This window comes from Clostridium sp. AM42-4, assembly GCF_003480105.1.
In the GTDB taxonomy this organism is placed as follows: domain Bacteria; phylum Bacillota; class Clostridia; order Lachnospirales; family Lachnospiraceae; genus Brotaphodocola.
Genome location: NZ_QUIK01000003.1, coordinates 155,621 through 181,035, shown reverse-complemented (window position 1 = coordinate 181,035; position 25,415 = coordinate 155,621). Strand labels below are relative to the sequence as shown.

Annotated in this window: 16 protein-coding genes; 3 read left to right on the top strand and 13 right to left on the bottom strand. The window is 47.9% G+C overall.

Annotated elements, in window-relative coordinates; translation table 11 throughout:
• Positions 1-37: 37 nt before the first annotated feature.
• The 4 genes from DW922_RS03585 to ileS all read right to left on the bottom strand — a co-directional run bounded on the left by DW922_RS03585 (position 38) and on the right by ileS (position 7,922).
• Complete coding sequence (locus DW922_RS03585) at positions 38-904, bottom strand: M23 family metallopeptidase (protein ID WP_118725812.1); 867 nt, start codon at positions 902-904, stop codon at positions 38-40.
• A 41-nt stretch (positions 905-945) separates the two neighbouring features.
• Positions 946-2,052 carry a SpoIID/LytB domain-containing protein gene (locus tag DW922_RS03580; RefSeq protein ID WP_118725811.1) on the bottom strand — a complete coding sequence of 369 codons (1,107 nt, stop codon included), beginning with the start codon at positions 2,050-2,052 and terminating at the stop codon, positions 946-948.
• Positions 2,053-2,110: 58 nt separating this feature from the next.
• Positions 2,111-4,576: a glycogen/starch/alpha-glucan phosphorylase gene (locus DW922_RS03575; protein WP_118725810.1), complete on the bottom strand. Its 2,466-nt coding sequence runs from the start codon at positions 4,574-4,576 to the stop codon at positions 2,111-2,113.
• 154 nt (positions 4,577-4,730) lie between these two features.
• The gene (ileS, locus tag DW922_RS03570) at positions 4,731-7,922 is read right to left on the bottom strand and encodes an isoleucine--tRNA ligase (protein ID WP_118725809.1); all 3,192 of its coding nucleotides are present in this window, start codon (positions 7,920-7,922) and stop codon (positions 4,731-4,733) included.
• 716 nt (positions 7,923-8,638) lie between these two features.
• Here ileS and DW922_RS03560 point away from each other — a divergent pair.
• Positions 8,639-10,099, top strand: a complete 1,461-nt coding sequence (locus tag DW922_RS03560; RefSeq protein ID WP_118725807.1) for a nicotinate phosphoribosyltransferase — start codon at positions 8,639-8,641, stop codon at positions 10,097-10,099.
• Between the two features lie 105 nt (positions 10,100-10,204).
• Here the strand turns inward: DW922_RS03560 and DW922_RS03555 are convergent, their stop codons facing one another.
• The 9 genes from DW922_RS03555 to DW922_RS03515 form a co-directional block, all read right to left on the bottom strand.
• Positions 10,205-11,056, bottom strand: a complete 852-nt coding sequence (locus tag DW922_RS03555; protein WP_118725806.1) for a DUF11 domain-containing protein — start codon at positions 11,054-11,056, stop codon at positions 10,205-10,207.
• Between the two features lie 248 nt (positions 11,057-11,304).
• Positions 11,305-12,648, bottom strand: a complete 1,344-nt coding sequence (locus DW922_RS03550) for a GntP family permease (protein ID WP_118725805.1) — start codon at positions 12,646-12,648, stop codon at positions 11,305-11,307.
• Positions 12,649-12,734: 86 nt separating this feature from the next.
• Entirely contained in the window at positions 12,735-13,901 is a 1,167-nt protein-coding gene (locus DW922_RS03545; RefSeq protein ID WP_118725804.1) for a sugar diacid recognition domain-containing protein, read from the bottom strand.
• 73 nt (positions 13,902-13,974) lie between these two features.
• Positions 13,975-14,799, bottom strand: coding sequence for an MBL fold metallo-hydrolase (locus DW922_RS03540; protein WP_243032002.1), 825 nt, complete (start codon positions 14,797-14,799; stop codon positions 13,975-13,977).
• Positions 14,800-15,118: 319 nt separating this feature from the next.
• Positions 15,119-16,312: a Wadjet anti-phage system protein JetD domain-containing protein gene (locus DW922_RS03535; protein ID WP_118725803.1), complete on the bottom strand. Its 1,194-nt coding sequence runs from the start codon at positions 16,310-16,312 to the stop codon at positions 15,119-15,121.
• On the bottom strand, positions 16,302-19,685 hold the full coding sequence (locus tag DW922_RS03530) for an SbcC/MukB-like Walker B domain-containing protein (RefSeq protein ID WP_118725802.1): 3,384 nt from the start codon (positions 19,683-19,685) through the stop codon (positions 16,302-16,304). The genes DW922_RS03535 and DW922_RS03530 overlap by 11 nt, the downstream gene beginning before the upstream one ends.
• Complete coding sequence (locus tag DW922_RS03525) at positions 19,666-20,283, bottom strand: DUF4194 domain-containing protein (protein WP_118718390.1); 618 nt, start codon at positions 20,281-20,283, stop codon at positions 19,666-19,668. The genes DW922_RS03530 and DW922_RS03525 overlap by 20 nt, the downstream gene beginning before the upstream one ends.
• On the bottom strand, positions 20,276-21,664 hold the full coding sequence (locus tag DW922_RS03520; protein WP_118725801.1) for a Wadjet anti-phage system protein JetA family protein: 1,389 nt from the start codon (positions 21,662-21,664) through the stop codon (positions 20,276-20,278). The genes DW922_RS03525 and DW922_RS03520 overlap by 8 nt, the downstream gene beginning before the upstream one ends.
• Positions 21,665-21,942: 278 nt before the next feature.
• Positions 21,943-23,526 carry a glucose-6-phosphate isomerase gene (locus DW922_RS03515; protein ID WP_347560255.1) on the bottom strand — a complete coding sequence of 528 codons (1,584 nt, stop codon included), beginning with the start codon at positions 23,524-23,526 and terminating at the stop codon, positions 21,943-21,945.
• A 352-nt stretch (positions 23,527-23,878) separates the two neighbouring features.
• On the opposite strand from DW922_RS03515, the gene DW922_RS03510 reads away from it, so the two are divergent.
• Together DW922_RS03510 and DW922_RS03505 are read left to right on the top strand one after the other, a co-directional pair.
• A complete protein-coding gene (locus DW922_RS03510; protein WP_195714993.1) occupies positions 23,879-24,499 on the top strand; it encodes a metal-dependent hydrolase in 621 nt (206 codons plus the stop codon).
• A gap of 323 nt (positions 24,500-24,822) precedes the next feature.
• On the top strand, positions 24,823-25,371 hold the full coding sequence (locus tag DW922_RS03505; protein ID WP_118725798.1) for a Uma2 family endonuclease: 549 nt from the start codon (positions 24,823-24,825) through the stop codon (positions 25,369-25,371).
• Positions 25,372-25,415 lie beyond the last annotated feature (44 nt).

Here is a 25,415-nt window from a genome sequence, read left to right as displayed (position 1 = left end):
CTGTTTTCTTCATGAAAACAGGATATCGTGCGCATCCCTACTCCAGATAATCCAGCGGATCCACCGTTTTCTCTCCATGGCGCATTTCCAAAAAGACATTGCTTCCTTCAATCGTATAGTATTTGGTTGGCTCTGCCACATAACCAAGGAGTGCCCCGGCTTCCAGGTATTCTCCCTGCACCGCGGTGATTTCTTTTAACTGGCCGCAGGTCACAGTGTAATCGTTTCCGAGATCAAGGACCACATAATCACCGATTTCCTCATTGTTTCCCACTTCCAGGACCCGGGCTGCTGCCGGAGCTTCAACCGGGGTACTGACCTCACTCTGGATCACAAGGCCCGGATTGCATTTGTACTGCTCCAGAGTCGGAAAATAGATGGTCCGGTCCATACTGTAATCCAGAAGGACATTGCCTCTGGCCGGCCACAGCATTTTACTGGTGTCCGCAAAGTCCAGCACCAACGCAGCCGCTGCAATACCACCTGCTCCAGCTTCTCTTGCTTCCGCTTCGGCATTCTCACCACTTCCATTTCCGGAAGCTACCGTACTTTGCCCGTTCGGAGTCTCTGCATTTTTCTCCGGTCCTGCTTCTTTTGCAATGTGTTCCTGTTCTGCGACCGCATTGTCCTGAGCGTTTCCAGCCTTCGCCTGCTGCATTTCTTCCTGTGTACTTTCCGGATCCGGTACTTCGGCATTGGAATTTCCTGCAAGCGGCATCTGATCGTTTGCTTCTTCTGCAAAATATTCGTCCTGCCCCTGCATATCCACATATGGCTTCTGTTCCTGTCCGTTTCCTCTCTGGATCGTAACGACACCTGCTGCGGCAACCATAGTCAGCAGGCCAAGCACCAACATGACCAGGAATAATTTATCCCGGAACATCTGATTCATTTTCTCTTTCACCGTTTATCACCTCGGTAGTAGTTTTGCCAAAGTGCCTTTTCTTATTCAGTGACCAGCGAAATATTTTTATAATAATATTTTAAAATGTCTTCAAAGCTCCATCCTTCTTCCGCCATGGCTTCTGCCCCATGCTGGCTGAGTCCATACCCGTGCCCACGCCCTTTTGTCCGAACGATGATCTGCCCCTGGGATTTCGTGTCAATCGTAAAACATGCGGATGGCAGTTCCAGCGCATACTGCACTTCATCGCCCGTATAAGTTCCCGGTCCGATTTTCATCTGGAGCACATACCCGGCATCATCGCGTTTCACAACCTGGATCTCAGAAGGCAGGCGTGCCTCATCCACTGCCCTGGAATCATTCAGTTTTCCAATCCGTGCTGCAAAATCTGATAGATTAAATGCTGTTTCACTTTCCAATGTTGCAGAATGTCTGTCCTTGTTTTTCTGCTCATCCCACCTGCTCTCTACGGACTGCAGGTATGGATAATCAGCCTCCCCGGTCCTGGTCCGCCCGGCACTGCATTCATGAAATAAAGGCAAAATGTAACGGTCATCATACTTCATAACCATTCCTGCAGTTTCTTTTGCGGCAAGCTTGCAGCGTTCCAGACTCTCTGCCAGCTGTTCCTTCTGATGCACGGTCAGTCCTGCCCCGTCAAATGCTGTCCGGTCACCCAGGTAGTCCAGGTCCAGCTCTTCCTCCTGAATTTCCTCCCGCTCTCCCATTTGACGGTATATGTAAGTTCGGGCAATCACCGCCTGGCATTTCAAAGCCTCCTGACCAAGTTCCGGACTTGCCTGGCAGACTACGACACCCGGCAGATAATCTTCCACCGAAAGATACGTCTTGATACCATAACGTTCCAGAATAACGCGGCGGCTCTGGAACATGTTCCTGCTTTCCTGCTGTGCGGCTGCCAGGGCAGATTCTCCGGAACGATTCGTATTTCCAGATATACCAAGTCTATCTGACTGGCCCGGAATCTTCTGTTCAGCTGGCAGATCTGCTGCTCCCGCCTCCACATCCCCCTGCTCGGCATTATGCGAATTTCCTGTCCAGTCCTGTCCTGCTGCATGCATGCAAAAGAAAGAAAACATCCAGGACACCATAAACAAAGCCGCAAAGATCACTCCAATTTTTCGCATAAAAAATCCCTCCAGATTATTTCTAATCTATGGAGGGATTTCTGATTTTATGCCAGATTTACAGTTCTACCTTCACCTTATCCAGATGCCAGATATCTTTTACGTACTCTTCAATGGTACGGTCGGAACTGAACTTGCCGCTGCATGCGGTATTGAGCATTGCTGCCTTTGCCCACCACTGCTCATCGCGGTATGCCTCGTCTACGCGCTTCTGTGCGTCTGCGTACATCCGGAAGTCTTTCAGGATGAAGTAGGTATCTGCACGGTCGCTGCTCAAGGTATTCAGCAGGGAGTTGTAAATATCACGGAACAGCTCTGGATCGTTCGGTGCATAGTAGCCGTTAATCAGCTGCATCAGCACGCGGCGGATATCCTGGTCGTTGTTGAAGATCTGCATCGGATCGTAGCTGTGGTCGTGCTCCATGCGGATGATATCGTCAGAGGAAGTACCGAAGATGAACGCATTTTCTGCACCAACCTCTTCCACGATCTCAACGTTTGCACCGTCCATGGTTCCCACAGTCAGGGCACCATTCAGCATGAACTTCATGTTACCGGTACCGGATGCCTCTTTACTTGCAGTAGAAATCTGCTCGCTGACATCGGCTGCCGCAAAGATGATCTCTGCGTTGGATACACGGTAATCTTCGATGAAAACAACTTTGATCTTGCCGTTGATGGACTTATCATTGTTGATCACATCTGCTACCGAGTTGATGAGCTTGATGGTCAGCTTTGCTCTCTTGTAGCCTGCTGCTGCCTTTGCACCGAAGATGAAGGTTCTCGGAACCATATCCAGGTTCGGGTTATCCTTCAGCTGGTTGTACAGATACATGACATGCAGGATGTTCATCAGCTGGCGCTTATACTCGTGCAGTCTCTTAACCTGAACATCAAAAATCGAACGCGGATCTACATCGATGCCGTTGTGCTCTTTGATGTATTTTGCCAGACGTACCTTGTTCTGGTACTTGATGTTCATAAACTCGTGCTGGCACTTCTCGTCATCCACATACAGCTTTAATTTGCTGATTACGGAAAGGTCAGTGATCCACTCGTCGCCGATCTTGTCGGTGATCCAGTCTGCCAGAAGCGGGTTTGCATGAAGCAGGAAACGTCTCTGGGTAATGCCGTTGGTCTTGTTGTTGAACTTCTGCGGCATCATCTCGTAGAAATCTTTTAACTCCTGCTTTTCCAGGATCTCGGTGTGCAGTCTTGCTACACCATTTACGGAGAAGCTGCCTGCGATTGCCATATGAGCCATCTTCACCTGACCGTCGTAGACAATGGCCATCTTCGCGATCTTCTCCTGGTTGCCCGGATATTTCTGCTGGATCTCGATGATGAAGCGGCGGTTGATCTCCTCTACGATCTGGTAGATACGCGGAAGCAGTCTGGAGAACAGTTCGATCGGCCATTTTTCCAGTGCCTCTGCCATGATGGTATGGTTGGTGTACGCACAGGTCTTGGTGGTAACATCCCATGCCTCTTCCCAGGTTAAATTGTAATCATCCAGAAGGATACGCATAAGCTCTGCAACTGCTACGGTCGGATGGGTATCGTTTAACTGGAATACGTTCTTCTCGTAGAATTTGCGGATATCATCATGCTTTTCCATGTACTTGCTTACGGCACGCTGTACACTTGCAGAAATGAAGAAGTACTGCTGTTTTAAGCGCAGCTCCTTACCTGCATAGTGGTTATCATTCGGGTAAAGCACATCACAGATGGTCTTTGCCAGGTTCTCCTGCTCCACGGCCTTCTGATAATCACCCTTATCAAAGGAATCCAGGTTGAAGGTGTTGATCGGCTGTGCATCCCAGATACGCAGGGTGTTGACTACGTTATTGCCATAGCCTACAACCGGCAGATCGTACGGAATCGCCATAACAGACTGGTAACCCTCCTGCACGAAATGCTCTCTTCCATTTTCCCATACGGTGCGCACATAACCGCCAAATCTTACCTCAGTCGCATACTCGGAACGGCGTACCTCAAACGGGTTGCCATCCTTTAACCAGTTATCCGGCACCTCGACCTGGTAACCGTTTTCAATTTTCTGTTTGAACATACCATAGTGGTAACGGATGCCGCAGCCATAAGCCGGGTATCCAAGCGTTGCAAGAGAATCCAAAAAGCATGCGGCAAGACGTCCCAGACCACCGTTTCCAAGTGCTGCATCCGGCTCCTGGTCCTCGATCACGTTTAAGTCGAAGCCAAGCTCATCTAAGACTTCCTTCACTTCGTCTCTTGCCATAATGCTGATGATGTTATTGCCCAGCGCACGTCCCATCAAAAACTCCATGGAAAGATAGTAAACGGTCTTTACATCCTTCTTCTCATATTCCTTATGGGTCGCGATCCACTCGTCGATGATGACATCCTTTACCGCATAGGCAACAGCCTGGAACACCTGGTTCGGGGTTGCCTCATCAATGGTGCGGCGGTACAGATTCTTCACGTTATCGACAACGCTCTTTTTAAATGTTTCTTTGTCAAACCCTTTGTTTGCAATGACTTTCATACTGGATCTCCTCTCCTCAGTTGCAGTCTGCCCTTATAAACCTTTTCAGGCCAGGCATGCCAATGCTGCCGCCCATGTGCTGCACGGGTGACAGCATTGCTGTTATATGTTGCGCAAACAGGAAACACCATCGCAGCAACATCTTATACATACCTTATTTTTCGCAGCTGTCATCTGTTGCTTTTTCAACACCCAACATTCCAGTCTCACCGTTAATATTCCACTCTTTTGCGTATCCACTCATCTGTCCAAGGAAAATGTGATCGGCAAGTACTTCACCTTTAATGGTGTCTGCATATTTCTTAAAGATAGCAGCGATCTTATCGTTATTATCCTGATATACATTAATATGATCGGTAACCTCAAAACCTGCTTCTTTTCGCATGGTCTGGATCTTGCTCACAACCTCGCGGACAAAGCCCTCTTCCAGAAGTTCCGGAGTCAGGTTGGTATCCAGGGCTACGGTTACATAGTTGTCACCCTCAGATACATAGCCTTCGGTCTGTGCCATCTCAATCAGGAGGTCCTCTTCGGTCAGAACTACCGGCTCGCCGCCGAAGTCAAACTTCAGTGCGCCCTCTGCCTTTAAGGTATCCATAGCGGCATTTCCGTCGATCTCAGACAGTGCCTTGCGGATATTGCCAAGCTGCTTGCCGTACTTCGGTCCGACGGTCTTAAGCTGCGGCTTGAAGCTGTAGGAAGTGAAGTTTCTCACATCGTCTACAAATTCAACGCTCTTGACATTTAACTCGTCCTCAATGATTTCTACGTAGAAGTCAGACAGCTTGTTCTCAGCCTTGACATACATCTTACCAATCGGCTGGCGGTTCTTGATGTTTGCAGTATTTCTTGCTGCACGGCCGAATACAACAATCTTTAAGACTTCCTCCATATCGGACTCTAACTGCTTGTCGATGAGCTTTTCCTCTACAGCCGGGAAATCGCACAGATGGATACTCTCCGGAGCTGTCTTGTCGATGCTTCTTACCAGGTTCTGGTAGATGTCCTCGGTCATGAACGGAATCATCGGAGCTGCAGCCTTGGAAACCGTTACCAGAGCGGTGTACAGCGTCATGTAAGCATTGATCTTGTCCTGCTCCATGCCCTTTGCCCAGAAACGCTCACGGCTTCTTCTGACATACCAGTTACTCATGTCATCTACGAACTCCTGCAGGGCTCTTGCAGCCTCCGGGATGCGGTAGTTTGCCAGGTTATCATCCACATCTTTGACCATGGAGTTTAACTTGGATAAGAGCCACTTATCCATAACCGGCAGCTTATCGTAATCCAGTGTATACTTGGTTGCGTCGAAGTTATCGATGTTTGCGTAGAGAACAAAGAATGCATAGGTGTTCCACAGGGTACCCATGAACTTTCTCTGGCCTTCCTGCACGGCTTTGCCATGGAAGCGGTTTGGCAGCCACGGTGCGCTGTTGATGTAGAAGTACCAGCGGATCGCATCGGCACCGTAGGTCTCCAGTGCATCGAACGGGTCAACCGCATTACCCTTGGATTTACTCATCTTCTGTCCGTTCTCATCCTGAACATGACCCAGAACGATAACATTCTTGTACGGTGCTTTGTTGAAGATCAGGGTAGAGATCGCAAGCAGGGAATAGAACCAGCCACGGGTCTGGTCTACTGCCTCGGAGATGAAATCTGCCGGGAACTGCTTTTCAAACAGCTCTTTATTCTCGAATGGATAATGATGCTGTGCGAACGGCATGGAACCGGAATCGAACCAGCAGTCAATAACCTCCGGTACACGGTGCATCTGCTTGCCGCACTGCGGGCAGGTGATGGTGACATCGTCGATGAATGGACGATGCAGCTCAACCTCGCCGTTTGCCTCTTTATCCATCTCTTTTGCATATTTCTTAACAACATCTGCGTAGTTCGGGCTCATGGACTTTAACTCTGCCTGGCTTCCGATGGAATGCTGGCAGCCGCACTCACACTCCCAGATGTTAAGCGGGGTGCCCCAGTAACGGTTACGGCTAACGCCCCAGTCCTGAACGTTCTCCAGCCAGTCGCCGAAACGTCCTTTACCAATGCTCTCCGGAATCCAGTTGATGGTGTTGTTGTTGCGGATCAGGTCATCCTTTACAGCCGTCATCTTGATGAACCAGGATTCTCTTGCATAGTAGATCAGAGGTGTGTCGCATCTCCAGCAGTGCGGATAGCTGTGCTCGAAGTTCGGTGCGGAGAATAACAGTCCCTTCTCGTCTAATGCCTTTAATACCAGCGGATCGGCTTTCTTTACAAATACGCCTTCCCACGGAGTCTCTTTGGTCATCTCGCCCTTGGCATCAACCAGCTGTACGAACGGCAGGTCATATTTTCTGCCGACCTTGGAGTCGTCTTCACCGAATGCCGGTGCAATGTGTACGACGCCGGTACCATCGGTCAGAGTTACGTAGTTATCGCATACAACATAGAATGCTTTCTTTTTCTGCTTCTCACAGATTGCAACTGCACAGTCAAACAGCGGCTCGTACTCTTTGTACTCTAAGTCTTTGCCCTTATAGCTCTCTAATACGGTGTACTCACCTTCAAGAACAGTATCGCAAAGTGCTTCTGCCAGGTAGTAGGTATAATCGCCGTTTTTCACCTTTACATAGGTTTCATCCGGGTTTACGCAGAGTGCCACGTTAGACGGCAGGGTCCACGGTGTGGTGGTCCATGCCAGAATGTAAGCATCCTCGCCCTTTACTTTGAAGCGGGCGATCGCGGAACGCTCTTTGACATCTTTATAGCCCTGTGCTACCTCATGGGAGGAAAGCGGGGTACCGCAGCGCGGGCAGTAAGGAACGATCTTGAAACCTTTGTACAGAAGTCCCTTCTCCCAGATCTGCTTTAATGCCCACCACTCAGACTCGATGAAGTCATTGTGATAGGTAACATACGGATTGTCCATGTCTGCCCAGAAACCCACAGTGCCGGAGAATTTCTCCCACATGCCTTTGTATTTCCAGACACTCTCTTTACAGTGCTCGATGAACGGCTCCAGACCATACTGCTCGATCTGCTCTTTGCCGTCCAGGCCCAGCATCTTCTCCACCTCCAGCTCAACCGGAAGTCCGTGGGTATCCCAGCCTGCCTTACGCGGAACCATGCAGCCTTTCATGGTGCGGTAACGCGGGATCATGTCCTTGATGACACGGGTCAGTACGTGGCCGATATGAGGCTTGCCATTTGCGGTAGGCGGACCATCGTAGAAGGTGTAGGTCGGACCCTCTTTTCGGGAATCCATGCTCTTCTGGAAGATGTGCTCATCATCCCAGAACTTTTCAATTTTTTTCTCTCGCTCTACAAAATTCATATTTGTAGGTACTTTCTCATACATGCTTTTCTTTGCCTCCAATCTTTGACGCATGCAGCGGGACATCGTGTGTATAACTATCGAAATGGAATCCGGCTTGCCGGATTCCCGCGCCGAGGTGCGGCTGCTTTGCAGTCATCTGCCTCTGCACCGAGTGCGCATCCCTGCGGAGCGGCTTTTTTTGTATCAGAGGATATCCCTCTGATACAAAAAAAGCCGCTCCCTGCAAACAGGAAACGACACTTCTTGCCACTTTTGACCACCTATTACTGCATACCAACATATGAGTTCCGGTTAACGGCGGAATGCCGGCGGGGCTTACTTGGAAGATTTTATTCTGACACTGTATAAGCAATTTCCGATTGTCTGCACGGTGTGCATCAGCAACCCAAAACAAATGGCAGATTTTCTGTACGTTCAGCCTGCGGCTCGGGAGTGATCTTCGACTGCTGCCTTACTTGCACCGGGCTTCCACCACCCCCGGCTCGCTCGTGCCTCCTGACCGTTGTTTATTGCTGGTCGCTTTCCGGCACCTGCGTTCTATACAGCGCTACTGTCTCCGTCATAGCCTTTTTGATATTACATTCTTTTTCATTATATTGATTTGTCTGGGAATTGTCAAGGTTTCCGCGGCCAGTCGGTTTGTTATTTTCCTGTCAATCGCATTGTTTTTTGAGAAAACTAATGGTATACTACTTATGTTTTACACAAATTTAACCGAAACCAGAAGGAGAACCGGTATGAGCGAACGTAACCTGACCCTGCTCACAGACTTTTACGAACTGACCATGATGCAGGGCTATTTTAAAGAAAAAGATGCAAACGAGACCGTCATTTTTGACGCGTTTTACAGAAACAATCCGGTAGGCTCCGGCTATTCGATCTGCGCTGGTTTGGACCAGGTGATCGACTATGTAAAGAACCTGCATTTTGAAAAAGATGACATTGATTACCTGCGCACTACCGGCATGTTTGAGGAGGATTTTCTCGAGTATCTGAGCAACTTCCATTTCAGCGGTGATATTTACGCGATCCCGGAAGGAAGCGTTATCTTCCCAAGAGAACCACTTGTAAAGATCATTGCCCCGATCATGGAAGCCCAGTTAATCGAAACTGCCCTGTTAAACATCATCAACCATCAGTCCCTGATTGCCACCAAGGCAGCACGCGTCGTCTATGCCGCACAGGGCGATGGAGTTATGGAGTTTGGTCTGCGCCGTGCACAGGGTCCGGATGCCGGTATCTATGGTGCCCGCGCTGCCATGATTGCCGGATGTATCGGTACTTCTAACGTACTCTGTGGAAAGATGTTCGATGTTCCGGTCAAGGGAACCCACGCACACAGCTGGATCATGAGCTTCCCGGACGAGCTGACCGCATTCCGCACCTACGCAAAGCTGTATCCAAATGCCTGCATCCTTCTGGTCGATACTTACGATACCTTAAATTCCGGTATTCCAAATGCCATTAAAGTCTTCACTGAGATGCGCGAAGCCGGCATTCCGTTAACCTTCTACGGAATCCGCTTAGACAGCGGTGACCTGGCTTACCTGTCCAAGAAAGCAAAGAAGATGCTCGATGCAGCCGGATTTTCCGATGCAGTCATCTCCGCTTCCAACGACTTGGACGAGACCCTGATCTCTTCCTTAAAGCTTCAGGGCGCAGCCATCAACTCCTGGGGTGTCGGCACCAACCTGATCACCTCCAAAGACTGCCCATCCTTCGGCGGTGTTTACAAACTGGCTGCGATCCAGGACAAGGCTACCGGAAAATTCATCCCGAAGATCAAGCTTTCCGAAAATGCAGAAAAGATCACCAATCCGGGCAATAAGACCATCCGACGCATCTACGACAAGGAAAATGGCAAGATCATTGCTGACCTGATCTGTCTGGTTGACGAGGAATACGACACCAACAAGTCCCTTCTTCTCTTCGACCCGATTGAGACCTGGAAAAAGACCCACCTGGCACCAGGCAGTTACACCATGCGTGAGATGATGGTTCCGGTCTTCTTAAAAGGTCAGTGTGTCTACGAGTCCCCGAAGGTTATGGATATCCAGAAATACTGCAAGAAAGAACTCTCCACCCTGTGGGAAGAGTCCCTGCGACTGGAATACCCGCACCGCGTGCATGTGGATCTGTCCAAGCCGTTGTGGGATATGAAGAACCAGCTGCTTGACAGCTATCACTATCACGAATAAACAATATCACACAGTAACGAACGAGGGCCGAAAGGTTTCGTCCCCGCCATTCGGCGGGGACGGAACCTTCCGGCCCATTTGTGTTTACTGTGAGATATTGTTACTTTAGATTGTTCCGGTGACGATCAAAGTGCTGACTCCCGAACTGGTGCTCCACTCTCCTGTTTCTGAATTTTGTGTGTAGGTGGCTGCCGGTACGGTTACCGCCCCAGGTACTGTACGAAACATTCCCGTTGTTTCATTGTAGGTGTAATTCGTGGGATCGCTCCAGGCAGTTCCGTTAAAGGTGACAGTCAGATTTCTCAAAACCGGGTCAAAGGTATCGGTTACAGAAACTTCAGTTGTGGAATCTGCCGGGACATTTCCGGTGTTCTGGATGACGAAAGTATAAGTCAGTCTGCCGCATTCTGTGACCGGAACCGGGCTGACGGATTTTGTGATGGAAAGGACTGGCTCTGCCACAGCAGAAACAGTTTCCGATGCGGTAATTCCGCTGACACAGGTTCCCGATACTGTCACAACATTCGTGATTTCTGCTTCAAGCTGCAGCGGCGCGTACGCATTCAGCCGTGTCTCATACACAATCGTGGCATTGCCGCCTGCCGGTACATTCACTCCGGTAATCGTAAGTGGCGGCCCCGCTTCTACGGTCGGTGCTGTCTGGAGCACGCCATTTTGATAATAGCGGATCGTTCCCGCACTATAATCCAACGGAGTACGCGTCGTTGTCCCAAAGGCATAAGTTCCAAGATCATCTGACAGGGTAAGTCCTGTATATTCTGCAGTGCCGGCATTGACAATGCTGATGATATACGTCACGGTTCCTCCCTGCCGGTACGTTTCTTTTACTGCGGTTTTGGTAACCGTCAGTACTTCCTGAATCTCTCCCACAGTAATATTAGAATTGGTTATTTCATTGCCATAACGCAGCTGCGCCTGATTCGTAAAAAATGCCATATGCTGTTGTCTCCTTTTTGTGTGGTTACACTATAACATATGACAGAACCGGAACACTGGTGCAGGGCTTGTATCATACACAGGACTTCTGCTTGACACCTGGTCTGCCAACAGAAGCTTTCTGCAGATACACCGCTACGGATACCTGAAAACATGCGCCGCCGGACGCACACACAGATGCCCCGCGGACTTTGTCATCCGCAGGGCATCCCTATTTGTCTCAAATTGCTTTCATTTTATGAATAAGATCAGTGTACAAAGATCAGGGACAGGATAAATACCACAATGATCGTGGTAATACCCATGACGGCAGTCATACCGGTCTGGCACTTATAAGCATCCTGCGTATCCATATCCGAGAACTGGGATACTACCCAGAAGTAGGAATCGTTTGCATGGGATACGGTCATAGAACCTGCTCCGATGGCCATGATAACCAGAACCTTGGCTAACGGAGATGTGAAACCGAGTGCCGGCATCATCGGTGCGATCATGGCAGAGGTTGTGATCATGGCTACCGTAGAAGCGCCCATTGCTGTCTTTAAGAGTGCTGCAATGATGAATGGCAGGAATACACCCACACCAAGTCCCAGTAACGATGCGCTTAAAGCGTCTGCGATCGGCAGTTTCTGAAGAATGGCACCAAAGGAACCACCTGCACCGGTGATAGCCAGAATGCCTGCAGAGTTGGTAACACCTTCGGTGATCCACTTCAGGGAATTCTGTTTTTCTTCCTTCGGAATCAGGGTCATAGCCAGGAATACTCCAAAGATCAGTGCGATAACCGGGTTACCAATAAAGGAGAAGAAGGCCTTCACTGCGCCATCCCCAAATGGTGCACTCGGGAAATCACCGACGGATTTTAATGCGATCAGAATGATCGGCAGCAGGATTGGGGAAAAGCTGTGCAGAGCACCTGGAAGTTTTCCATACTTTTCCACAAGTTCTTCTACCGTGTACTCCGGATTTGCCGGAATATCGATCTTGCTGGATACCTTATTTGCGTAAATCAGGGCAGAAGCCACAGCCGGAATGGAAATGATCAGACCAACCAGGATGGTCAGTCCAAGATCGGCTTCCAGGGTACCTGCCATAGCGATCGGGCCCGGGGTCGGCGGCACCAGACAATGGGTTGCATATAAGCCACCGGAAAGTGCGGTAGCCATAACTGCCAGGGACACGTTGCTCTGGCTTGCCAGTGCTCTGGAAATCGGGCTTAAGATAACAAAACCGGAATCGCAGAATACCGGGATACCGGTAATATAACCGGTGATACCCATGGTCAGAACACTCTTTTCTTTTCCGACAATCTTCAAAATGGTGTTCGCCATGGTAAGGGCTGCACCAGTCTTTTCCAGAATGGTACCAATGATGGTTCCGGCCAAAATGACAATACCAATGCTGGCCAGAATATTACCAAAACCACTTTTCACGGTGCTGATTACCTCTTCTGTCGGAATTCCACATACAAGACCAACCAAAACCGCAATGACCGTCAGCACCAGAAACGGGTGCATGTTAAATTTCGATATCGCAATGACCATGCATACAACCGCTAAAAATATCACGCCAAAAATAAATAATCCTGACATAAACAATACCTCCTTCTCGCGTTTCGCGATCCATTCTCAAAATTTCATATCGTAACTGACCGGTATCTCCCCAGTTACATCATATCTTATATTCCCGGATCTTTTTCTGATTCCAGGAACATCCGGTATTCGAGAAGCATCCGGATAAAGAATTCCCGCACAAAAGCAGTGTCCGTTTCCATCTCCAGCGTCTGATAAAGCTGCTTCATACGATACAACAGTGTATTCTTATGTACATGCAGCTCTTCTGCCGCCTTTGCAACACTTCCCGCGCACTCATAATACGTCTGTGCAGTGTGAAGCAACTGCTCCGTCTGATTGCTTCCATACTGGATTTCCAGTTTTTCAAACATTTCTTCTGCGGTTCTTCCGCCTTCCTGCATGAGCAGATTTCCAAACAGATACTGCATTTTGCAGGAATGTTCTTCCAGATTCCGGATTTTTCCTCCTTTCCTCTTTTTTAACATAGATACTTCTCTCATACCGTCTGAAACTTCTTTTATCGTTCTGCAGGGACTGCTGACTGTCACATTCCAGGCATCCTCTGCTTTGATCTCATCAAGCAGGCGCTCCAGGCGTTTGTGCATCTCCTGCCTGTCATAATTTCCACCAAGCAGGATCACGTAATCTTCATTTTGAATGCCAAATACGTCCCGTTTCCGGTCAAGAATATTCTTCCAGATCAGATTCTGGATCAGCTGGGAATAATCCTGCAAATGCTTCATGTGGCGTCCGATTGCGGATTCATGAAGAAGAATGACACGGATTGGAAAATCCAGCTGCAAATTCAGCATTCCACAGAGATTTTCAATCATCTCTTTCTGGCTGCTGCCTCCAAATAATAAAAGCCGCAAAAGCTGATTGCGGAGTTCCGCCTCCAGATTCTGCTTTTGTGTCATCTGCAGTTGGGAAAAGCTTTGGGTCACATAGACACGAAGCAGATTCGCGATGCTTTGCACCTCTTCCTCACACCCAAAGATTCCCACCACACCAATGATCCTGTCGTTCAGAAATATCGGCATGTTGTAGCCTTCTTTGGTACCCGGATAACGATACAGATCTTCTTTTTTGATCAGGACCGGTTTTCCTGTCTCCAGAACTTCTGCCGCACCCTGATGAAAATCTCCGATCCGGTGTTTTTCCGTAGAAGCAATGATAACGCCCTTCTGGTCCATGATATTGATTGTGCGCTGACCCACCAGCAAAGAGGTAGCTTCTACAAAATCCTGCGCCAGCTTTGCAAATTCATTCATGCTTCTTCACTCACTTTCCCCGCATATTTCCAGAATCAGCACAACCTTTCCGAAAATCAGCCGAACCCTTTTTCTACAGGTAAATGCAGTCTCCGGCACCAAGATAACAATGTTTCAGTTCCGTTTCCTGACTCATGATTGTCTGAAGCTCTTCTCCCGAGCAATGATTAACTCCAATGAGACCAACCCCCATCTGCTTCATTTTGTCCAGCGTAATGCGGATCCGTTCCCCGTCTGCTTCTACCAGATGCGTTCCTCCGAAAACCGCACGGATTGGTTTTCCAAAACGTTCCTGCACCGTTGTCAGAATGTTCAAAATTCCAGGGTGACTGCATCCGACGATAACAGTCTGCCCATTCGTTCCATCCAGCACCAGGCAGATTTCATCGGAGAAATCATCCTTTTCCCATTTGTCATTCTTGCGCAGTACAAACCGGTCAGGAATTTGTTCAAACTCATAACGTCTCTCAAAATTACCGACCAGATAGCATCCCGGTTCCAATTCCAGATAACCATCGCAGTACCGGTGTTCCAGATTCCGTTCGTTCAGCCAGGCTTCATCAAAACCGCAACCAAGATACGTTGCTTTCAGACCATTCAAAGCGTACTTTTCTGCAAAATACCCTTTCGCTGTATACAACGGACAGGAAAGTCCATGTCTGACAAATTCCGGATATCCACTTGCATGATCATAATGTCCGTGACTCCCCACCGCATAAGATATGTTCTCCAGACCAATGTTCAGCCTGACAGCATTCTCACAGGCAGATTTCCCAGCGCCAAAATCAAACAAAATCTTAGATTTTTCCGTTTCGACTAAAAAAGAAAGACCATGTTCCGCAACCAGGGCTTTGTGCTCGCCCCGTTTATTGTCCATAATCGTCGTCACTTTCACCATCTCACCCCCTTATATTTCCAATTTCATTGTATAAAATAGTATATCACGTTTCCTTCGTTCTGGCATTGTGATTCATCACAATTATCTGACTTATTTTTTACTTTTGTTTTATGGCAGTAATATAAAAAGAAGTTTCTCCTGTTCATGGTTTGTTCATAAAATCGTTACAAACATTCCATATCCAGGAAAAACTTCTTTCATATTTTCTCGATATACTAACATCATCAAATGAAGCTGCCAACTACAATTTGATAAAATTTTTTTCATAATCGCCGGTGAGTTTAAAACTCACCGGCTCCTCCCTTTTTATGGGAATTTTTTATTTCCGTTTTTGAACCAGAAAGCATTCCTGTTCAATTCCCATTTTTTCTTTGATGATGCAGTCTATCAGCTCTTCCATAAGAGGTTCTGTCCCCCTCATGTTTTCCAGCTTTTTCAATGTTTCCGGTTTTATTTTATACCCATATTGCAAGTAACGGTCATACCAGTCTGCATCCATCTGAAGCGGGCGGACCCGAGGACAGATATGTTCGCGGATGTGCCGGAAAATGCGGATGCCGCCGTAATCCAGGTCTCCGGTATGGAAAAATTCCACATCCGGAATTTTTCCAATCAGCTGTCTTAAAAAAGTGCATTCCAACGGAGAAAAAAAGCCATGAGAAAAAACAATCAATGTGTCCGTTTCATATGGCGTGGAAACAAAATTTGCTTTATTCTCCACGGTAATAATCTTTCGGATACTCTGATCCGGCAAAATCCGGGCATAACGGAGTGTGTCGGTTGTTAACACTGTTCCATAAACCTGGTCTCCATAATCGATTTCTTTTCCTTCTAATTCAATCTTTAGATTCCCTTTTATTGCCAATTGCTGCGCATAATCCTCCAGATATACCAAAGATAAAATTTCCCGCTCACTCATGGCGTCATCTGCCTCAGGGTGATATCGGGATAATACAGAAACCACCCGGCTTTTGAGTTTTTCTTCGAAGATCTTGCTTCCGCCAAGCACAGCAATGCTGAACACGCGCTGGTAAAGCGGCTCCCTCTGTTTCTCCAACGCATTCAGACAATCGAAAAGCATTACACCGTATTTATCCAGATCTGCCGGCGTCTTTCCCTGATCCAGGGATGCTTCCAGCTCCTGATAATACTGTCTCAGCCAGTCCGTCTCAGCCTGCTGCATCAGGGAACACAGTGTCTGCTTCTCTTCCTGCAGCCGCTTCCACTTGGGAACAAGGCCAAGCAGCTCATAAAACTGCCCGGTCTTTTCCCTCCGGTAGGTAATCTTTTCAATATCATTTCCATATTCGATCCATTTGATTTTAATAAGACCATCTTGCTCCAATTCCTTTGCTTCCTGCAAAAGATCAGACTTTCCTGCCCGGTCAAAATCCTCCTGTTGGATATTTAAGCTTCGGTTTCCCGATGCTCCTTCCCTCCAGTCTACGCTGCTTTTTTCATTCTGTTCTATAATCTTATGGACCAGATAGCCCGGCTCTTGCCTAGTCTTCATCGTCTTCCTCTGAAATTTCCGGTTTTAATTGTTCAAATTCCGGTTTCTCAAATTCCTGGATGGAAATTGCCTTCTTATTCGGGTTTGCGAATACAAAGATCTTATCGACCGTCTCCAGATAGTTCTGGATCTTGTCGTTGGTCGCACTGATCAGAGCCTGGAAACCCAGTCCGCGAATCAGTTTGATACAGCTCGCCACTTTTTCTGCATCCATCTTGGAAAAAGCCTCATCCAGCACTACCAGGCGGATCGTCGGATTTCGTCTAAGTCCCGGCTTCAGATCAATCTTATAAGCCTGGGCAAAGCTTGCCAGAAGCGCTACATAGAGCGGGTTCTGCCCCTCGCCTCCGGAGTTTTTACGGATCATCTTGCTTAAGCGGATCTTTATGGTCTCGTCCTCATTCTGGATCAGCTGCTGCATATCGAATGAAAGATACGTCCGGTAATCTGCATATTTCTCCATGTTGCGCTTGGCCTCTTCCATCTCCTCCGGAGTTGCATGCTCCGGCGGGATAAAGATGTTGATCAGGTCGTTGATCATGGCACCGTAATGGCTTTCATGCTCCATGGTAAACAGATTCAGCTGATTATCCAGACCAATATCCAAATCCGACGGATTGACTTCCAGCGCATCATCCATGAACATATCATAATATTTGCCGTCATCGCCTTTATTCTTTCCAATATAGAACTGGTAACGGTCTTTACCGAAGTCAAGACGGCTGATGATGCGGTTTAACTCATCCTTGCGCTGCAATGCCTCTTTGATGGCACTGCGGATCTTGTACATGAAATCATCTTTAAAATGCTCGACAGCTGCTTTGGCCTGTTCTGCGGCACGCTTCCGGTATTCCTCCAGGCGGTCACAGGCAAGGTTATCAAGCAGCTTCTGGTATTCCTCATTGCTCTCAGAGCCCAGAGAGAAATTCCGCTGCGGATAAGTGCGCAGATAAGCACTCCGGGTGTCCTGAAGCTTTTGCATTTCTTCTGCCTGCTTCTGCGTTTCCGTCTCCACCTTGGCCTGATAATCGTTACGCATCTGGTCGTAGCGGATCCTTGCACCGCTTTCTTCTTTCGCCGTCAGGATCTCCTGAAGCTTTTCTTCATACTCTGCGCATTCTTCCAGATTCCGCTCTTTTCCCGTAACAATTTCATTGAACTGGAATAGATTTTTGTTCTCCGATTCACAGTTTTCCTGCAGCCGGGCTGACTGGCGCTCTTTTTCCCGCAACATTGCCTTCCGGCTGTCACGCAAATTGTCAAGTGCTGTGCGTTCTTCTACCCAGGCGGCAACATTCTGGCTCTTTAACTGCTCCAAGCGGGCCCGCAAGTCTTTCTGCTCTTCCTGTTTTTCCAGATAAGCTGCCTTATCCTTCTGCCAGCCAAGATAAACCTCCAGCTCCTGGCCCAGTGCCTCATGTCCAAGCACACGTTCCCCATCTGCCAGAAGTGTCTGCAGCGGTTCAAGCTCCTGCTTCATGGTTTCCATGGATTCTTCCAGAAGCCTGATTCTCTGGCGCACACTCTTCTTTCCAATGTATGCCGATTTTGTGTATAGATCTGGGTTAATGTGCTGGATCCGGTAGCTGTGGTACAGAACGCATTCTTTGGTAATACCAATGCGGTGGCTGCGCAGTTCATCCACGCTCTCACATTTGATCACCTTGCCAAGCTGGAAATTGATGTAGGCCTGCGCATAATCGCGGCTTGCTTCTACCTCTTCTGCCAGCGCTCCATCCTGGACCGCCTGTTCATCTGCCATCACACGCTCGGTATCCAGGACCGCAACCCGGTAATATTTCTTCGGATCCAGCTCCTTATAGATTTCCATCGCCGTTTTTGCATACTTCGGCTCTACGGTCAGCAGCAGTTTGTTATTGCCAAGATAACCCTCGACCGCATTACGCCATGCATCATCCCGCACCTCCAAAAGATCGGCAAGCACTTCCACATCGACACTTTTTCCGGTCTTCAAAAACAGCTGCGTTTTCAGGATTTCGCGTACTGCCTCTAATTCCTTCGGATAGGCTTTATTTCCAGCTTTTAACTGTGCCACTTCCTCCTGTGCTTTTTCCAGCTCGCGGTTCAGTTCCCGGATCTGGCTGCGGGCCTCCTGCATCTGGCGCTCTGTTTCTTTCCGCATCTGGGCAAGGTCATCCTGCAGGCGCTTTAATGCTTCTTCGGTGATATCTCCCTTATCAAAAGCCTCAATATCCCACAAAGTCCGGTTTGAAGTGATTTCCTCATCATCCCAGGCATGAAGCTTTTCGGCAGTCTGTTTCCAGCGGGCCTGGCTGCTTCCCAGGTGCTCCACCAGCTCATTCACAGCCTTTAACTGGCTCTTTAATTCTTCATAACCACTGCTTGAAATCTTGCGAAGCAGCTCCTCACTTTGCGCGGTCATATCCCGGATCTCCGTCTCCAGTCCGGCAATTTCCTGGTTAGCTTTTTCATAATCCGCCTTCAGGTTCTGGATCTTTTCCTGGCTTTCCCGGATTTTTCTGCGGTCATTTAAAATATCCAGCTTCTGCGCAAAATACCCATACATTTCTTTATTTTCGCGCACTGCAGTCATCGCTTCATGCTGCGCACAGATCTTCTTCAGGCTCTCGATCTCCCGGCAGGTGTCCTCGATCCGGCGGCGCAGGCGGCCATACTCCGTCACGCTCTGCTGCATGTCCTCAATGTGGATGTTCTGCTCCATGCAGATATATTCCTTCACGAAGTCTTCCAGCTTGATGTTCATGCGGAACGGAATGGCACGCTTGAACAAAAGCGGGAACTTTTCCGCATCCAGACCGCCTAAATAAATATCGTAAAGCTGTTTGCGGAAGCGTTCATTGTGCGAGCCGAAATAGCAGTCTTCTTTTGAAAAATTCGATAATAGCCAGTTTTTCACCTCATCGATGGACATGGTGCGGTCGGACTTACGGTACTCATGGTCCGGCATCGGTCCCTTATGCCAGAAAAACATACGGCTAATCTCATTCGTAGCGGTTTCTACATCAAAGACCACACCCACGCACTGGCAGACCCCGGTATCTGTCTGACGCAGTTCCAGCACAATGGTACTGGAAAAATTCTGGTTCCGTAAATATGAAAAACTATTGTCATCGCCAATGTTGATCATGCCGCGCAGATACTCGATCAGGCTTCGGTCCGAATCATCCGCTGCGGCCTTATTGAAAAATCCGCGGCCATCGGTATTCGCATACAGCACGATCTGCATGGCATCGATCACGGTAGATTTTCCGCTTCCGGAATGACCGGTAAAAAAATTGATCCCGTCATCAAAGGACAGGGTTCTGTGTTTTATGTAATGCCAGTTGTTCAGGCAGATCCTGGACAGGGCTTCAAATCTCTGGTTCTCCATCTTCCTCTTCTCCTTCGCGGAATGTTTCAAGCAGCGCACGGACATCGTCTCCCAGCAAAATGACATTGATGGTCGGATATACCACAAGACGGCTGAAGCCGTCCAGCTCTTCCAGAACATCTAACGGTTCTACAACCTGGTACTTTTTCAGCATTGCCAGACTTCTCCGGATTTCCGACACCGACGGCTGCTTTTTTAATAACCGGTAAGTTCCAAGCTTTTCGTGGATCTCGCTTAAGGTCGTTATGACATTCACCGAAGTAGAGACCGATGACATCTGCTCGTCGTAGATCAGCTTTAAGACCAGCACATACAGCGTAGCCAGCTTCGGCAGCTTCTCTCCCACCACCTGCTCGCCGCGGATGTAAATGAGTCCCATCTGGCTGTTTTCCACTACCTCAATTCCCATAATAGAGAAATACTTCTGGATGAATTCCAGATGCTGGTTGCACTGGTAAAATTCCGGGTTCGTCTGGTAGCGCTTTGTTTTCCGGTCATAGGTCCGCTCCAGCAAAAAGGTCTGCCGGTATAACAGACGGATGCTTTCCGAAACCTGCTCCTGCTCCGAGCTGGAAAGCGTCTCAAAATAATCAATCATTCTTTCTATCCTTTCTCACAAATACCAGTCCCGGATAACGGTAGCCTGCATGCTCCACCATCGGCGCCTCCTGGTCCAGGACGCGGTACGGACTGTCCTTGCGTACCGAATCATCGTATGCAAGCACCAGCTTCTCAAAGTCCTCCAGGGAAGATACGGTGTCACTGGTTACTGTAAATTTCCCATTCACCATCTGATCCAGTACAAAGGAACGGATCTGTTTCCGGCTATATCGGTTCTTCATGCGGTTTAGCTGCAGGATTTCATCCTTAGACAGCTCCACGATTTCCTCCTCCGGCTGTAACTCTGCCGTAAAATCCTGACGGGATTTTCTGCGCTTATATAATGACCGGTCTGAAATGACGGTAAACTGGGAAAAATTCATCTTTGAGGCTGTAAGCGCCAGTTTTTCATCGAATGATTCATCCGGTAAACCAGACAATTCATTTAAGATCTGGATCACCAGCCCCTTCAGGTTGTCCTCCTGGTTCAGGAGGTAATTGAGCCTTGTCACGGTAGCACGGATGTATTTCGTGTGCTCTGTATCCATATTTAAAATGCGGTGCTCGATATCATCAAAGCCACGGTCGATCAGGTCAAGCTGGCTGATAATGTCTTCCGGCGTAATATCCAGCCCTCGCAGCTGCTTATTGCGCACACAAACTGTCTCCAGCCAGGAAGTATCCTGGCGCATCTGGACCAGCCATTTTTTAATATCGGTCTTATACAGATAAAAGTTATCGGAGGTTTTTAAAATGTGATATTTCTTCTGCACGATTTCCTGTACATATCCGTCCAGATGCTCTTTCAAAAGGTCCCCGTAATTTTTCTGTTCCAGAAGGCTGGCGAAGAAACGATCCATATTGTGGAGCATATCCTGCAGCGTCTTATTGAGCTTTCTCGTATTGACCAGAGCGGTTTTCAAGAGAGAAATGTTGCACCTTGGATCGTTCTTGAATGCGAACAGGATTGCATAGACATTCTGGATGTAGACCTGGCTGTCATCCTCATCCTCCCCGGCCAGATGCATAAACGCATCCACAAACACAGCAGCGTAATCCGGAATGACAATGTTCACTGTCATATTGTGGTAATCATCCACCTTCCGGAGCCACCCGGCCTTTAGCAGCCAGTTTAAAATGCGGGTAGAAAGCGGCTCCAGCATATCCAGTTCATCTTCCAGCTCGTCCTGTACCATCACCACGCGGGCCTTCGCAAAATAATCGCTCAGGGTCTGAATGCAGATTTCCCGGCTTAAAAAGTAATTGCTGTACTGGTATTCGTCATTGATCTGCAAAAGCGCGTCAATATAAACCTGCCGGTTTCTGGAACGGAACAGCCCCCAGAACGAATCCGGTATTTCTAAAAACTGATTTGCCATAGTAATTGATTCCTTATTTTTTGTTGCAATGCATAGTCAGTAATTTCACGGAGACTGACTGTGGTTTGTTTCTGTTTGTAATTCATCTCACTATTTATAGAGAATAGGAGAATCCTTGCTACCGTTTGTCGAAAAATGCTGCTGCCCAGGTCATGCCTGCTGCAGCAGCATCTGTTACTTCTCCATGATAAACAAACTTTTATTTATCCTATCGTTGTATCTGAGATTTTGTTCCTGTTCACGCACGGTGCCAACAGCAACTTTTTTCAAAACAATCCTTAAATTTCTAACAGATCACTGAATGCCTTCAATGCTCCATCGGTTTCATGAGCCAGAACACGTTTTGCAAGGACCTTACCAAGCTGTACGCCCTCCTGGTCAAAACTGTTTACATTCCATAAAAAGCCCTGGAACATTACCTTATTCTCGAAGTGTGCAAGCAGTGCGCCAAGAGCACCCGGATTTACCTGCTCACCAATGATGATGCTCGATGGACGTCCGCCCTCAAAGTTTTTATTGCGGTTTTCATCGGCCTTGCCGCATGCAAATGCCATGATCTGTGCTGCCACGTTTGCACAAAGCTTCTGCTGACTGGTGCTGCCCTGAATGACAACATCAGTCTCCATCTGGTTTTTCTTAAAGCCAACGAACTGCAGCGGAACAATGTCAGTTCCCTGATGCAGCAGCTGGTAGAAGGAATGCTGGCCATTGGTTCCAGGCTCACCAAAGATTACCGGTCCGGTCACATAGTTCACCGGCTCGCCAAAACGGTTTACGGACTTACCATTGGACTCCATGTCAAGCTGCTGCAGATGTGCCGGGAAGCGGCTCAGTGCCTGGGAGTACGGAAGCACTGCGGTACACGGATAGCCAAGCACGTTGCGCTCGTATACACCGATCAGTGCGTCTAACATTGCTGCATTCTTCGTTACATCGGTCTCTGTTGCCAGTTTGTCTGCCTCTGCTGCACCCTCTAAAAACTGTGCAAACACCTCCGGTCCGAAAGCCAGGGAGAGAACTGCACCGCCAACTGCGGAGGTAGAGGAATAACGGCCGCCAATATAATCATCCATGAAGAATGCAGCCAGATAATCGCTGCTCTTCGCAAGTGGGGAGGTCTCACTGGTTACTGCGATCATATGCTTCGATGCATCCAGACCTGCATTCTTTAATGCGTCCTTTACGAAAGACTCATTCGTCAGGGTCTCAAGGGTTGTGCCAGACTTGGAAACCAGTACGAAAATAGAATGTGCGACATCGATTCCATGCAGAACTGCTGCTGCATCATCCGGGTCTACATTGCTGATGAATTTTGCTTCCATCTTAAATGTGCCATTCTTCTTTGCCCAGTTTTCCAGCGCCAGATACATTGCTCTCGGTCCAAGGTCACTTCCTCCGATACCGATCTGAACAACCGTGGTAAACTTTTCTCCTGCCGCATTGGTGATCTCACCGCTGTGAACCTTGTTTGCAAACTCAGCAATGCGCTCCTGCTGCTCTTTGTAGAAGGTACGCTTGTCCACACCATCTGCAGTGACTGCGTCACCAAGCTGTCCGCGGGTCATGTGATGCAGTACCAGACGCTTCTCACCGGTATTGATCACCTCACCATTGTAAAGAGCTTTAAATTTCTCTGCCAGCTGAGCCTCTGCAGCCAGCTTCTTTAATGCCTCCAGTACATTGTCATCGACCTGCTTTGCTGCGTAGTGGTAAACAAGTCCCTTTGCCATCGGCACGCTGTATTTTTTCACGCGCTCTGCGCCGTTATCTCCGGTCATAGCCTCCGCAAGGTTTACGCGGGATGCTTTTTCCAGCTCCTGATAGGAAGTAAGAGTGTCCAGGTTGTTCCAGGTAATCATCATGATTCCTCCTTCAATACATTATACTGATCTTCAGCCGATAATTTTCTGTCAATCATGATAATTATACTATTGAATACGGGGGATTTCAAGAGATTTCAAGGATACGCTGTACAACTATAAGATCACCTGTTTGCGCAATGCACGAACAATCTCTCTAAAACTTATGTTTTCCGGCAATATACACTCAGCAAAGTATCACGATGATTCCCTTGAAAATTTTCTTTTCTGTGATATACTGTAAGTTCCTGAATTTTTAATAAAACTCCGATAGTTTTCCTTTCCGGCAGAAAAATATGACAGCCAGGTAAGACAAAACAAGATGAGACACAATCACACAAAGGAAGAGAAAACCATGTTAGGAAAAACACATATGGCAGTTGGAGTTGCCGCATCCATGCTGCTTTTTCAACCAAATACATTACCAGAACTGATTTTTGGAGCCGGGGCAGCGGCAATCGGTTCCGTAATCAGTGATATCGACTGCAGTTCCTCGGAAAGCAGCCGCAGAGCAGACAAGATTATATTTGCAGCAGAAACAATCGTGATCGGAATTGCTGCTGTCGAAGCGCACTGGCATATCGGTCTCTATCAGAAGCTTATGAGCAACAGCTCTGTCAGCCGCATCATCTTAGCATGTGCTGCATTTCTTTCCATATGCGCCTATGGAAAGAAAACACCGCACCGTTCTTTTATGCATTCATTTCTGGCAGGCGGACTCCTTTCCAGTTCCGTAGCCGTATTTCTTCCAATGCTGGTACCTTACTTTGGAGCCGCATTTCTATCCCATCTGGCCCTGGATCTGCTAAACCACAAAGGAGAACAGCTTTTTTACCCTCACCGGAAACGGTTTAGTCTCGGAATCTGCACTGCGTCCGGACTTATCAATAAGGTATTTCTTCTTTGCGGTTCAGTCGTGTCGGCAGGGGTGATATTAAAGCTTTTGACTGGTATGGTGATTGCGGCGCACAGGTAGTGCTGTAAAGCCAGCTTCATTAGCAGTCGCCATTGACCAGCCCTTCTTATTGCTCCTCCAGATGGTCAACATTTCTCTGGTCATGCGCCGTGTAGCGCATAGCTCTTCCATATCCGCCTTTGTGGCGGTAGGACGCATGACCTTTCCTGACATTCGTTTTTGCGCTGACGCCGCCCTGATCACCTTAATCATATTGCTCAATGTCTCGTTGTCTTCTTTTCATTTTTATGGTAGCATTATTTATAGATACAGATGATTACATCAGAAAAGAGAATATAGAAATATTTTAAAGAACTATACTATTGCAGAAAGGAAGTGTTTTTATGCCATTATTGAAAGACCACTACACCGCAGAAGATTACTGGAATCTGTCAGAGGGTGAACGTGCAGAGCTAATTGATGGAAAATTCTACAATATGGCACCGCCAAGTCTTACGCATCAAACTTTATCCATTGAACTTGCATCTACATTTCGTAATTATATAAAATCCAAGGGTGGCTCATGCCGTGCTCTTACAGCTCCATTTGCAGTTAATCTCGACGCCAATGATAAAAACTGGGTTGAGCCGGATGTTATGGTCGTATGCAACAGAGACAAGCTCACAGAACGCAGTTGCATTGGTGCTCCAGATCTGATCATCGAGATTGTATCTCCATCTAGCCGTAAAATAGATTATATCAAAAAGAATGCTTTATACTTAGATGCCGGAGTAAAAGAATACTGGATTGTAGACCCTATGAGAAAAAGCACTTTAGTCTACTGTTACGACGAAGACGCTACACCTATATTCTATCCTTTTGATACCCCTATTGCTGTAGGTATTTATCCCGATTTAAGCATTACTATTGCAGATTTATTACAAACGCCTTGACCAGTAAACCCTCATAAAAAAATTTTCTTCAGAATTTCTCATCC

Excerpts from the sequence above, each read along its gene's own strand:
- DW922_RS03550 (WP_118725805.1), bottom strand. The coding sequence starts at position 12,648 with ATGTCAGGATTATTTATTTTTGGCGTGATATTTTTAGCGGTTGTATGC.
- DW922_RS03525 (WP_118718390.1), bottom strand. The coding sequence starts at position 20,283 with ATGATTGATTATTTTGAGACGCTTTCCAGCTCGGAGCAGGAGCAGGTT.
- DW922_RS03505 (WP_118725798.1), top strand. The coding sequence starts at position 24,823 with ATGCCATTATTGAAAGACCACTACACCGCAGAAGATTACTGGAATCTG.
- DW922_RS03510 (WP_195714993.1), top strand. The coding sequence starts at position 23,879 with ATGTTAGGAAAAACACATATGGCAGTTGGAGTTGCCGCATCCATGCTG.
- ileS (WP_118725809.1), bottom strand. The coding sequence starts at position 7,922 with ATGTATGAGAAAGTACCTACAAATATGAATTTTGTAGAGCGAGAGAAA.
- DW922_RS03545 (WP_118725804.1), bottom strand. The coding sequence starts at position 13,901 with ATGAATGAATTTGCAAAGCTGGCGCAGGATTTTGTAGAAGCTACCTCT.
- DW922_RS03520 (WP_118725801.1), bottom strand. The coding sequence starts at position 21,664 with ATGGCAAATCAGTTTTTAGAAATACCGGATTCGTTCTGGGGGCTGTTC.
- DW922_RS03515 (WP_347560255.1), bottom strand. The coding sequence starts at position 23,526 with ATGATGATTACCTGGAACAACCTGGACACTCTTACTTCCTATCAGGAG.
- DW922_RS03530 (WP_118725802.1), bottom strand. The coding sequence starts at position 19,685 with ATGGAGAACCAGAGATTTGAAGCCCTGTCCAGGATCTGCCTGAACAAC.
- DW922_RS03580 (WP_118725811.1), bottom strand. The coding sequence starts at position 2,052 with ATGCGAAAAATTGGAGTGATCTTTGCGGCTTTGTTTATGGTGTCCTGG.
- DW922_RS03555 (WP_118725806.1), bottom strand. The coding sequence starts at position 11,056 with ATGGCATTTTTTACGAATCAGGCGCAGCTGCGTTATGGCAATGAAATA.
- DW922_RS03575 (WP_118725810.1), bottom strand. The coding sequence starts at position 4,576 with ATGAAAGTCATTGCAAACAAAGGGTTTGACAAAGAAACATTTAAAAAG.
- DW922_RS03540 (WP_243032002.1), bottom strand. The coding sequence starts at position 14,799 with ATGGTGAAAGTGACGACGATTATGGACAATAAACGGGGCGAGCACAAA.
- DW922_RS03535 (WP_118725803.1), bottom strand. The coding sequence starts at position 16,312 with ATGAAGACTAGGCAAGAGCCGGGCTATCTGGTCCATAAGATTATAGAA.
- DW922_RS03560 (WP_118725807.1), top strand. The coding sequence starts at position 8,639 with ATGAGCGAACGTAACCTGACCCTGCTCACAGACTTTTACGAACTGACC.